This is a genomic window from Bradyrhizobium sp. Unk1, assembly GCF_059512345.1.
Map to the genome: position 1 here is coordinate 1 of NZ_JCAMOP010000046.1, position 12,355 is coordinate 12,355.

Sequence of the window (12,355 nt, forward strand, 5' to 3'; positions counted from 1 at the left end):
TACAGCCGATCGCCCTCGACAAAGGGACTGGCGATGAACCGCTCCGCTGTCAGCTCAGGGCGGTTCAGGTAGCCCCGCGCCACCCCCGCCCCGCCAATGTAGAGCTCGCCTGCCGCGCCGAACGGCACCAGCTCGCCGTGACCATCCAGCAAGTAGACCCGCGTGTTGGCGATTGGACGACCGATCGGGACCAACGACCCATTGAAATCAGTCGGGCAAGTCCAGATCGTCGCACAGACTGTTGCCTCGGTCGGGCCGTAAGCATTGACAATTGATGCTGGAGCCAGACTTCGGATGAGTTCTGGCTTCGGCAGCTCTCCAGCAAGAATGAGAACTTGCACAGCCAAACCTTCCGGATCCTTGCGTGGCTGAAGCAACGCTGGGGGTAATGTCGCGTGGGTGATGGCTTCGCTTTGGAGATAATCCGATAGCTTGTTACTTGCTTGACGTATCTCTTCCGCAGCCAAGTGCAAAGCGGCTCCGGAGCCAAACGCCATAACAAGCTCCCAAGCGCTTGCATCAAAAGCAATGGAGGCGAACTGCACGACGCGGCTGTTGGAAGAAGCGCCAAAGAGGCCGACCTGAGCCGACAGCAGATTGACCAACCCCTGATGCTGGACCATGACCCCCTTTGGGGTTCCTGTTGAGCCTGAGGTGTAGATCACATAAGCGAGATGGCCCGATGTGAGGCCAAGGGTGCGCCGGTCAGGGTTTGAAGCCGCCCGTTCGGCCCAGGCGGCCGTGGCCGTCTCCAGATCGATGACCGTCACATCGGTCAGCAACTCGGGGCCGAGTGCTGCGCGACCGATGACGTCGCAAAGCAGCAGCCGCGGCGCGGCATCGTCGACAACCTGATGCAGCCGCTGGCTGGGATAGGCTGGGTCCAGCGGCAGATAGGCACCGCCCGCTTTCAGGATCGCCAAGACACCAACCACCATCGCCGGACTGCGTTCGAGGCAGATCGCAACCGGCTGGTCCGGCTTGACCCCGAGCTCGATCAGATGATGCGCCAGGCGGTTGGCCCGCGCGTTGAGCTCGCCATAGCTCAGCCGCTCATTTTCGCAGACCAGCGCCACCGCCTCCGGCGCCTTTTGCACCTGCGCCTCGAACAGCTCATGGACGCACAGGTCCGATGGATAGGCCTCCGCCGTCCGGTTCAGATCCTCCAGCAGATAGGTGCGCTCCTCAGCCGGCAAGATGTCCAGCTCGCGTACCGGCGTATCCGGCGCATTCTCCAGCGCCTTTGCCAGCTGCTCGAGCCCCCGCTGCATGTAGCCGCAGATCCGATCCGCCGAGATTGGCTCCGCCACCTGCACAGTGAGGCCCAGCGCCTCGCCAAAATCCTCCACGGACAGGGTCAGGGGATAGTTGGTGCGTTCCTCCCCACCCAGCCATTCCATGCCCGACAAGACATCATTCGTCCCGGAGCCGGGCACAGCCGGCGCCGTGTTGTGACGGTAGTTCAACAGCGTGCTGAACAGCGGTGCCGACGCCGCAACAGCGCTGCAGCGCTGTGCCAGCGCTAGCGAGGCATGCTCATGTGCCAGTAGGTCGGCCAGCCGGGCGTGCGTCATCCGCACGCTCGCCTCGACGGCGGTCTCATCGAGATCAAGCCGCAGCGGCAGGGTGTTGATGAACAGCCCCATGGCGCGGTCGGCGCCAGCGCTGCCCTGCAGGCGGCCTAACAGCACCGTGCCGAACACCACCTGCTCGCGGCCGCTGCTGCGCGCCACCACCTGTCCCCACGCCAGATGGCACAGGCTCGCCGGACTCACGCCCAGCCGCCGCGCCTGTTCGCGCAGCCGCTCATGGAGCGCTGACGGCAGCATCCGATGCGCCTCTCGAACCCCGCCGCCGTCGCCACGCACCTCGCTCAAGTCGAAGGGCGTGGTCGGCTCGTCGATGTCGGCCAGCAGCTCCCGGAAGAACGCTTCATCGGCCTTGGCATCACCGCGTAGATGCGCCTGGGCCACCAGATTGCGGAATGGCTGCGGCGCGGTCAGCTCATGCTGGCGCCCCTCCAGCTCGGCCCGGACCTCAGCATGCATCACGTCCCGCGTCGTGTGATCCCCGATCAGATGATGCTGCAGCTCCAGCAGCAGCCAGCGCGCGCTGCCGGGCTCGCGCGCAATCACAAACCGCAGCAGTGGCGCCCGGCCAAGCTCGATGCGGTGCCGACGTGGGTCAAACCGCTCCCTGAGCTGCTCGGCTCCAGCGCCATGAGCGCCATCGAGCTGGACCTCTATCACCTCCAGTCGCGCCTCCCGCCACACTACCTGGGCCGGCCGCGACAAGCCCTCCCAGACAAACGAGGTACGCAGGATGTCATTCCGATCCACCACCCGCTGGACCGCGGCAAGATAGCGATCGAGCAGCCCACGCTCGGCAAACGCCATCTGCGACACCAGTAGGTATGGATCGCCCTTTGCCGCTAGCAAATGATGGAACAGGATGCCGTCCTGCAGCGGCGACAGGCCGTAAATGTCCTGAATGTTGCAAACCCCGCCGGGTACCGTGGCGATGATCCGGTCGATCTCGTCCTGCGTCAGCTCGATCAGCGGCAACATCTGCGGCGTGATCGCCGCACTCCGCTCGGTGATCAGGTTGGCCGGGACCGCCACCTCGTGATGGCGGCCCAGGCTTGCTGCCAGATCCGCCAGCACCGGCTTGACGAACAAGGTGCGCACCTCGATGCGCAGTGACCGCCGCCGTAGACGCTCGATCATCTGCACCGCCAAGAGCGAGTGCCCTCCTAGTTCGAAGAAGTTGTCGTCCCGTCCGACCCGCCCCAGCCCCAGCAGCTCGGCCCAGATCTGCGCCAGCACTGTCTCCATCTCGCCCTGTGGCGGCGCGTAGGTCCGGCGCGCATACGCCTCGTCGCCTGGGGCCGGCAGCGCGTTTCGATCGAGCTTACCGTTCAGCGTCAGCGGAAGCGCCGCCAGCCGGACGAACGCACTCGGGACCATGTAGTCCGGCAGCCCCGCACTCACATGCGCCCGCAAACCGCCTGCAAGATCAGATTCCTCAGCCTCTGTGGCAACGACATACGCAACGAGGCGCTGCTCGCCGCGACCATCCTGGCGCGCCACCACCACCGCCTCGCGCACCCAGGCGTGCTCGCAAAGCCGCGCGACGATCTCGCCCGGCTCGATGCGATAGCCGCGGATCTTCACCTGATCGTCGTTGCGGCCCAGGAACTCAAGATTGCCGTCCGGCAGATAACGTGCAAGGTCGCCGGTCCGGTACAGCCGATCGCCCTCGACAAAGGGACTGGCGATGAACCGCTCCGCTGTCAGCTCAGGGCGGTTCAGGTAGCCCCGTGCCACCCCCGCCCCGCCAATGTAAAGCTCGCCCACCGCGCCGAACGGCACGGGCGCGCCATGGCCATCCAGCAGGTACACCCGCGTGTTGGCGATTGGACGACCGACGTGAGGCATCTGGGGCCAACATGACGGATCAGCTGCAAGGTGGTGTTCGGAAATGACGCTGATTTCCGTGGACCCATATTGATTGATCAACCTCGCGTTCGGGTGTGCTTCGAAGAACGCCCTAAGCAGTGGAGTGGCCTGCAATCGCTCGCCGGCTGTATAAAGCTCTCTTAAAGAGGGCAGCTGCGCGCGCTGCGTGCTCCAGACTTCCGCAAAATGATTCAATGCCACGAACGGGAGGAAAAGCCGCTCGATCGCCTCCCGCTCTACAAATTCCAGCAGGTCGGAGAAGCGCCTCCGGGTCTCTTCCCGCACGAGCACAAGCGCTCCGCCGTCCTTCCAACAGATGAACAATTCCTGGCAGGACACATCGAAGTTCAGGGTCGCGAATTGAAGTGTGCGCAGTTTTGACGTGCCAATCCCCGCAAGCGAATTCACAAGCGCGCCATGGGACATTTCAACGCCCTTGGGAATTCCGGTTGAGCCGGAGGTATAGATGACATAGGCGAGATGGCGCGATGTGAGGCCAAGCGTGACTGGGTCCGGGTTCGAAGGCGGCCGCTCGCCCCAAGTCGGGGTCGCCGTCTCCAGATCGACCACCGTCACATCGGCCACGGCTTCGCCGCCCAATGCGGTTCGACCGGCGACATCGCAAAGCAGCAGTTTCGGTTTTGCATCGTCGACAATCTGCCGCAGCCGCGCTGACGGATAAGCCGGATCTAGCGGCAGATAGGCGCCGCCAGCCTTCAGGATCGCCAAGACACCAAACACCATCGCTAGGCTGCGTTCCAGGCAGATCGCCACCGGCTGGTCCGGCTTGACCCCGAGCTCGATCAGATGATGCGCCAGCCGGTTGGCCCGCGCATTGAGTTCGCCATAGCTCAGTCTCTCCTTCTCATGGACCACCGCCACCGCTTCCGGTGCCTTTTGCACCTGCGCCTCGAACAGCTCATGGATACATCGCTCAAACGAATAAGGCGCCGCCGTCCGATTCAAATCCTCTAGTAGATACGCGCGCTCGTCAGTCGGCAGAATGTCGATTCGGCCGACAGGCTGCCCCGTATCGTCCATCACGCCGCGTAACAAAGCTTGCAAATGCTGCGTCATGCGGTCGATCTGCTTGGGCGCTAATCGAGTGGCATCAAAATGCCAGCGGAAGCTCCCGTCCAGAGCGCGAACCTCAAAGGTCAGCAAATCGCCGCATAAGGCTTGGCCAGCCTTGTGGCTTGTCGTCAGATCGTCGGCGACGGAGCAGCTCTCTGCGGTGATTGCAATGCCGATCGGCCAAGGCCGGCGCGCCCGTAGCGCCTGCACACTTCGCAATGTCGGGCAGCGCGCGATAAGATCTCGGGCAAAGCTAGCGTGCGCCCTCAGCTGAGCGATTTCGGCCGCTACGGTTTTGCGCACTTCCTCAAAATCGAGACCAAGCTCAATGCAAACATCCATCGGCACGACGCAGGCGATCAACACCTCGTCGAGTTTGGAGCCAGTTTGCAATCCATCCCTTGCAGGCTTCCATCCCAGTTGAAACTCTTTTTCCCCCGTCATCCGAGCGAGATAGATCAGCCAAGCCGTTACCAGATATTCCGACCGATCTTGTGGGGAAAGTTTAGCCAAAGCGCTTGGGCTGAACCACGAACTCGACTGCCATCGGGAAGGCGCCGCAGCCACGGACGATGACACGAAAGGAGGATGCAATATTCTAAACTGCTCGAGCCGCCGTCGCCAAAACTCCTCCCGGCGCGCCAGCAGTTCATGTGCGGCAGATATGCTCTGCACCTGTTCATCGCTCAAGATCGGAAGGCGACTTCCTTGATTCACGCAAATCGCTCACACTGGTTCGAATCTGTTTTGGGGCTTAGGCTGGTCTGCATTGATGTGGCGAAACCCGCCGAAGCAGATCACGCAATCTTCCAACCCGCCGCATCACCAAATATGGTGCCGGCAGTATCGCAGCTGCCACTCAACCGCGTCAGAGTTTCTGGTAAGCGTTCCCATCGAACGACTTCTCCTCTATGGCGCTCTTTAGAGGATTACGCATGTATCGTGCCAAAGGTGAAATCGAGTGCAATCAATGCGATAGCCACAGCAGAGCTATGTCAGCTGTCCAACAGCGTCGCCAGACATCGTACAACTGAGCGCGCTATCAATCGGCACAAGCCTCCGCTCGCCTGGTCTTCCGGACAGGGGAAAATGGATCTGGAATGCCAAAGCAATTTGTAATCAGCCGAAGCGCATCGCGTGCGCCTTTGGTAAAACCGTGACAAAGACTTTTTCTGAGGTCCGCGCGTGCGGTACCAGGCAGTGCTGGATCGCTCGAGTAAATGTCTCTCGGAATTAGCGGCAGTTCATGCTGGATTGGCGTTTATTCGAATCGCTCAATATGTGGAGCCTGCCGGGTCGTCGAGCTTGTGGCGCTCGGTTCCGGTCAGGGGCGGGTTGAAGATGCTAACGAGGATCATGTCCTTGTCCCGTCCCCCGCGCAGGAAATGCTTGTCATGCTTGTCAAGCACATACATGTCACCCCTGCGAATGGGAAAGACATTGCCGTCCATGTCCTCGACCTCGCCCTCTCCGCCGATACAGTAGCAGGCTTCGAGATGATTCCGGTATTGCAGAAGCGAAACGGTGTTAGCGCGCACCACGGTGTGGCAGATGCTAAAACCCATGCCGTCCTTATCCGTCAGAAGGCGGTGGCTAGTACCATTGCCCCAATCGACGAAGTGATCGGTTGCTTCGAGGTCGTGCAGGCTACGCACAATCATAGTGTTCGATTGCCCGGTGCAGGTTGAAGTGATTGATCCAAAAGCTGGAGGCCGTTGTTCTGCCTCGGAACTGCGACTTCCCTGCCGCGCAGCCGACGGCGGGGTCCGTCGAAACAACCAACAGTCGGTCGCGGAGAGCCCGTGCAGTAGTCCTATGGGATCGGCTACACGCAAAAGGCCTGCCATTTGCCCGACGGCGACTAGTGAAAATATCGGCGCGAGGGTATTTCGCAGCCGAGCCCGATCGGCGCGTACCAAATTGATGTTCCACCTTTCGCGTGGTGCCGCCGCTTACCGTTGTATTCCCCAGAATGCTGATGGAGATATTGCCGGCGACATAAACTGTCTCCAGTGGCAGATTTGGCAAGTCGTTTCCCTTCCTTGCTGTGCCTCTCGCCGCGAATACGGTTCCGCAGCGTCTCAGCCAGTAGAGCAAATCTCATGCCGCGGTCGCAGACCGATGAAAGATGAAGTCGTGGCTGTCTCAGCTGGCTAGCGAGTGAGAACGATTGGCTGGGCGTGTAGCCAATCTAACAAACTGCCGAGATATGGCCGAATACAAACAGGTCCGCGAGCGAGAACCGGTCGAACAGTCCGGCTTTTTAATCTCGCTATGGGCAAATGCCGATACAGATTGAGAACCTGATACCCGAGCCGAATGAACTCACGTGCAGGTCAGCAGATCAGGTCCTCCGGGCTAGGCCAACAGCGGGCGGATATCATCGATTATTTGCCGGGCCGCGAGCTAATGATGATGCCGTCGGCGAGAAATCGCGTGGCCCCGAATGCGCGCGTCGTTCGCGGCTCCGCGCCTAGCTTGCCGACATGTCCGCCCCCTTCCGAAGGCTAAACGCGAGCGGAAAGGTCTCGGCCGAAAGAGACTCGAGCGCGGTCTGCTCTTCGGTGAGGCGTCTTTCGATGAACTGACGTTCGACATCCGACATGTTCGACTTCAGCAGGCGACGATAGCGGTGGATGTTGTTACGGTGAGCACGAATGCGGGCCAAATATTCATCGAGCATCCTGGACACGCTCCTGAGGTTGTCGCAATCTCTACGAAGAGATATTCAGGCGAGCATGTCGTCGATGAACGCGCCGCCTGTCATCGCACCTCGGAAGCAGCTCGGTAGGCGGATAAGCACCATGGCAGCTCGTGATATTATTCGTTCGCCTTGCCTAGCATTTCCATCGCGACGATCCGCAGCGTTTTTGGCTCGCCATACGCCGTCTTTCTGCTCGGCTAGTCGCTCAAACAGAGCTGGACGCTCGTAAGGCGCAAGGAATAGTCGGTCACGCCCCGCTTGTCCCGAACAAGCTCGCCCGTCAGTATTCTTTCCCGACGAGCTGAACATCATTTGCCGATGTGCTATACGGATCTTCGAACAGCTTTGTTTGAGAGTTTCGATGTCTCTTTCGATTGGATTGATTGTCGACGGCTATGTGAAACTAAACGACCGCAGCGCGCTGGAGGACCTTCTGGCGCATCGGCGGGAGCTACTGCAGCAGTTGAACTGCGTTACCGGAATTGATCCGAAGCCAGCGATCGCTCAGGTCAGGCAAGACATCACAGTGATCGAAAGGGCACTTGCGGCGCTCGCACAGGAGTAAACAGCAACGGCGCACCGGCTCGCTTGAGTTGATGGCGCTCCGGCGCCGAACACTGAGTTCGCCCCGTCTCCGGACGAAGGTTATTAGCGCGACGCCTCACCGGCATCGTGGCGCGCAAGGGTGCGTGCGCCAAGGCTTGGATGCGCTGCCTGTTGTGCGAGCTTCTCTCTCGTTTCAACGCTCGGCCTCGCAGCGAGCAACGCGCCAACCGGTTCACATCGGATAACGCCGGGTCTTGGGTGACGTTAGGCCGCCATCGATTTGCGACCACGATACACCTCTGCGAGCTGGCCGGATCGCTATGCCGCAGGCGACGCGACGGCGCGCGCGTTAGCAGGCCAGGATCTTCAGCACCGTGACTTGGAAATTCACCTCAAGGACAAGCCATGTCCTAAATCTATCGCCACATCGTTGGTGCTCTGGAAAGAGCTTCCTGACCGATCTGTTTAAGCAGATCGGGGCGCGTCTCACCCCTGGTGGCGGCCTCCAGGATTTTGGAGGCAACGTAGGCGCGGACGCCCGCGTCATACGGTGAGACGCTCTCGCAAACCTCATCCAGGATCGTGCGCAGAAGCGCGGTCGTGGCACCGTCCAGCATTGGGAGATCTCCCTCATACCATCGAGGAAGATAATGGGCACTTGCTGGACCGCAACTCAAGTACATCAGATCGTATGAGCCTCCGCGACTGCCGGTCAGCAGATTTCCAGCGCGGTCCAATGTCCAGCACCTCTGCGATCGCTGATCCATTGCGGCAGCTCGCTTGATCGGCCTGCTTTTGTCTTCTCGTCGGCCGTCTCGGCTTAACAGACAAGCTTGCTAGAGCTCGGAGGCCAATGTGACGTCCTGCGATCATGCTCTGCGATTATGCACGGCATGCTCGGCCATCTATTGCTCGCCGGACTGATTGGGCGGATGCGGCAGGCCAATGCTCGGACGGTGCTAGTTCGTTGCAGCCTCATGAGGTTCAATTGCGGCAGAGGATTTGCCGTTTATCGCGCCCGCCGCGTCCAACCAATGCTTCGGCATACCTGCCCAGATGGAGTTGGTAGAGATAGCTTGCCACTGCCCTGCTCCGATGTCGTTTCACAAGACGGCACCTATCGGCTCCAAACCCGATCGGTTCGCATCCTGCACTGTAAAGGGACATCGGATCAATTCTTGCCGTGAAGCATATCTTTGCGTCAAAAGCCAGCGCCCGTCCACGTCTGGCGACGAAATCGGCCCAGGATCCGGCGCCCGCGCTCAGTGCCCCTTGACTCGCCCCCTGGCCGCTCTTGAGGGAACTTCGGCTTTATGCAGCTTAGGAAGTTGTCTGCGCGATCGTGACGTAATTTCATGGTCATGGGCGTGTGGTTATTGATCCATAATCGCATCGTATTGGCAGCACAGGATTTTGAGCGAACCTCCTTTGGCAATGCCCGCTTGCAGGCGGATGATCTCGGTAGCGACTTGCGTTTTGGACATATAAGCCTGGTGTAGCTGAAGGACCCCAGCACGGACACACGAACGTCGCGTTAAAATTCATCGGGGGCGCTGTCGTAATGCAGGATTTGAGCGCGAGAGCGCGGCTCGTTGCATTAATCGATATTGCCATTTTGTTACGGTCTCCGCCCAGAGCAATCACATGCAGCCGGAGGGCGGCATATTCCGCGGCAACATTGTTGGGGCCATTACTGCAACTGAGCATGAGCGACGAGCGAGATAGCGTCGCCAAAAGTGCCGTCGCATCTGGGAGATGGGCGCGAGCCCTTTGCAGGGAGGGAGCTAGCAACCAGCGCACCGCGGGCTGCGTGTGAAACGCTCCGATCTGACGCCGAGGCGCCTCGTTCAGGGAGAGAAGCGACTGGGCTGTTCAGATTATCTGCTGTGTTTGTCGAATCGGAAAGGGAGCTACATGAATCATCTCGGCAGCAGCCATCGTCGCACAACATCTGTGATGACAGACGAACAGCACGAGCTGGAGCGCTGCAAGGAGGAGATTGCGCGCCTCAAACAGCTGGTTGTACGACTTTCTGAAATTGTTTTGCGCTACGTCGTAAAAAGCGCGCCAAGCGGTCGGAATGTCCCGGAGCGCTTGAGCGAGCCGCCGAAGTCATAATGCGGAAAGTGAACTCGCACTTGGCTGCTCTTGGCAGCGTGGGAGCAGCCCCGCCTCGCTCCACCCCGTCAGCGGCAGAGCCAATCTCCGACCGACATCATGAGCTCGAGCGTGGGGCAGTTGTTCAGAACGCAAAGGGCAGTTCCGGATCGCCTTCGAGAGTTCTTCCAGGATGTTGAGGATTTCAGGGCCAATCCATCCGGTTCGACTGGTTCTGAGCGCAATCACTTGCGGATCTGGCTACGATGGCGACCAGGACAAGGCTACATTGTCGATCAACCGAGTCGAGCCGACGTACGCTGCGACACAAAGCACCGCCGGATAGCGCAGAGGGCTCTCGGCAATCCTTAGGGTCCCAGTGTCGACAAGCTCAAGGTACTGCAGTCGATCGACCCTTTCCAAATGCTTTCTTGCAAGCGCAATCAGCGTTGCCGCGTCGCGCTCCCCTGAGGCAAACTCTTGCGCTGCGGCGAACAAGCCACGGCTGATCGCAAGGCTTCGACCACGTTCTTCCGGGCCCAGATAACGGTTGCGACTGCTCATTGCCAGCCCATCTGGCTCCCGCACGGTTGGCACAGTGACGATCTCGATCGGAAGATTCAGATCAACCGTCATGCGGCGTATCACGGCGCATTGCTGAAAATCCTTCTGTCCAAAGTACGCGACGTCCGGGTGCACCATGTTGAATAGCTTGCAGACGACAGTCGCTACACCACGAAAATGTCCAGGCCTGAAAGCTCCGCAGAGCGGTTTTGCGAGTTCGCCCGGCTCGACAAAGCTCTCAAATTGAGCCGGATAGATCTCCTCTGCACTTGGCGCGAAGATGATGGAGACCCCGGCCCTGCGGCACAACGCTTCATCGCGCGCGAAGTCGCGAGGGTACCTGCTGAGATCCTCATTTGGGCCGAACTGAGTGGGGTTGACGAAGATGCTAACGACAGTGACGTCGCAGCGTCCCCGGCTAGCCGAGATCAGGGCCAGGTGGCCGTCGTGCAGGTATCCCATCGTCGGAACGAATCCGATGCGCTTATCGGCATTGCGAACGTCTGCAAGGGCGCGACGCAGCTCAGCGACCTTCGTAATTACTTGCATTTCTTACCTTGATTCAGGTTGAATTGGAGGGCACCCAGTCGGCGATGGCATGCCGAAGCTGATCAGGAAGCCGATAGCACTCCTCTGAGCCCGGGAATGCACCTTTGCGGATATCGGCAGCCCAGCGCGACAGCGCCTCCTGGAACAGCTGGAATCCGTTTGTATAGGCACGAACGAATTTGGGACGATGGCCTTCGGTTAGCCCCAAGACATCATGAAACACGAGCACTTGGCCCGAGCAATCGGGTCCTGCTCCGATCCCGATGGTGGGTATCGTTAGAAATTCAGTCGCTCGCGCCGCGAGCTCGGCAGGAATGCCCTCCAGGACCAGCGCGAAGCAGCCGGCTTCCTGCAGACGGTGCGCGTCATCGAGCAGCCGCAAGGCGGTATCCGTTGTCCTTCCCTGCACCTTGAATCCACCCATGACGTTGACGCTCTGCGGGGTCAGACCGAGATGTCCCATCACAGGAATTTCGCAATCGACCAAGGCACGTACCATCTCGATGCGTTTGGCGCCACCCTCGAGTTTCACAGCATCGGCGCCACGCTGCAGAAAACCTCCTGCATTGCGAATCGTATCCTCAGAACCGACATGAAAGCTCAGAAAGGGCATGTCGGCCACAAGCAGGGCATGAGGCCTCGTGCGCGCAACAGCCTCCAGGTGATGATTCATCATGGCCACGCTGACGGGCAGCGTGTTGTCGAATCCCAGGCAGACGTTTCCAACGCTATCGCCGACCAAGATGATATCGACAATGGGATCTGCGATGCGCGCCGCAACCGCATCGTAGGCGGTGGTCATCACGACACGCCGCCCTTTATCCTTCCACTGCTGCAGTGCCGGAATCGTGACACGTTCTAGAGGCTGCTCTGAACTGTGGCTCATATTGGATCCGCTCCCCACACACCGTCGGCGCTTCCTAGAGAAGGCGGGAGAAACCTGTCAATGGCATGGAGGATGGAGATCCCAGTTCTCTAGAATTGGAGAACAACGCAAAAAACAGTCCAACGGTCGCGCAACCATGAGGCAAGACCTTCCTCATCGCGATTTCACCACCCGATGGCTCGTCTTCCCCTGGAGTTTCAGCGGCTATGCCGGCCGCGGCCTCAACCGAGGAGCGGCGCTCGCGACGTCCCACCATCTGCACGCGTTTCTGGGCTGATTGCAGTCTCTCCAAACGGTGACGGCTCGACCGGACCGAGCTGCAGATGCACGCAGTGGGGACTTCGTCTTTAGGACACATCTCCGTGTCTGCCCCCTAGGGGTACTCGTGAGACTTCTGCTTCGGCGCTGGCGCAGCGAGCAAAGCAAACGGATGGCAGGCCAGGAACGTCCAAACGTGACAGGCCGCTGTAAGGGCAG

The 12,355-nt window shown here is 60.0% G+C and carries 8 protein-coding genes; 2 read left to right on the forward strand and 6 right to left on the reverse strand.

The annotated features are described in order from the left end of the window. The 3 genes from AC5ZFO_RS38915 to AC5ZFO_RS38925 all read right to left on the reverse strand — a co-directional run. Positions 1-5,222 (reverse strand): amino acid adenylation domain-containing protein (locus AC5ZFO_RS38915; protein WP_496123490.1); only part of this gene is annotated, 5,222 nt, incomplete at its 3' end. 584 nt (positions 5,223-5,806) lie between these two features. After that, on the reverse strand, positions 5,807-6,193 hold the full coding sequence (locus AC5ZFO_RS38920; protein ID WP_282525242.1) for an ectoine synthase: 387 nt from the start codon (positions 6,191-6,193) through the stop codon (positions 5,807-5,809). A gap of 812 nt (positions 6,194-7,005) precedes the next feature. Beyond that, complete coding sequence (locus AC5ZFO_RS38925; protein WP_496123491.1) at positions 7,006-7,215, reverse strand: hypothetical protein; 210 nt, start codon at positions 7,213-7,215, stop codon at positions 7,006-7,008. Between the two features lie 382 nt (positions 7,216-7,597). Between AC5ZFO_RS38925 and AC5ZFO_RS38930 the strand changes: the two genes are divergently transcribed. Further along, on the forward strand, positions 7,598-7,801 hold the full coding sequence (locus tag AC5ZFO_RS38930; protein WP_496123492.1) for a hypothetical protein: 204 nt from the start codon (positions 7,598-7,600) through the stop codon (positions 7,799-7,801). 397 nt (positions 7,802-8,198) lie between these two features. Here AC5ZFO_RS38930 and AC5ZFO_RS38935 read toward each other — a convergent pair whose 3' ends face one another. Continuing rightward, the gene (locus AC5ZFO_RS38935) at positions 8,199-8,399 is read right to left on the reverse strand and encodes a hypothetical protein (RefSeq protein ID WP_164939567.1); all 201 of its coding nucleotides are present in this window, start codon (positions 8,397-8,399) and stop codon (positions 8,199-8,201) included. Positions 8,400-9,696: 1,297 nt separating this feature from the next. On the opposite strand from AC5ZFO_RS38935, the gene AC5ZFO_RS38940 reads away from it, so the two are divergent. Next, positions 9,697-9,900 (forward strand): hypothetical protein, encoded by a 204-nt coding sequence (locus tag AC5ZFO_RS38940; protein WP_496123493.1) that lies wholly within the window; start codon positions 9,697-9,699, stop codon positions 9,898-9,900. 240 nt (positions 9,901-10,140) lie between these two features. Here the strand turns inward: AC5ZFO_RS38940 and panC are convergent, their stop codons facing one another. Further along, positions 10,141-10,992 (reverse strand): pantoate--beta-alanine ligase, encoded by an 852-nt coding sequence (gene panC / locus AC5ZFO_RS38945; protein ID WP_496123494.1) that lies wholly within the window; start codon positions 10,990-10,992, stop codon positions 10,141-10,143. A gap of 13 nt (positions 10,993-11,005) precedes the next feature. After that, positions 11,006-11,878 carry a 3-methyl-2-oxobutanoate hydroxymethyltransferase gene (panB, locus tag AC5ZFO_RS38950; protein ID WP_496123495.1) on the reverse strand — a complete coding sequence of 291 codons (873 nt, stop codon included), beginning with the start codon at positions 11,876-11,878 and terminating at the stop codon, positions 11,006-11,008. Positions 11,879-12,355 lie beyond the last annotated feature (477 nt).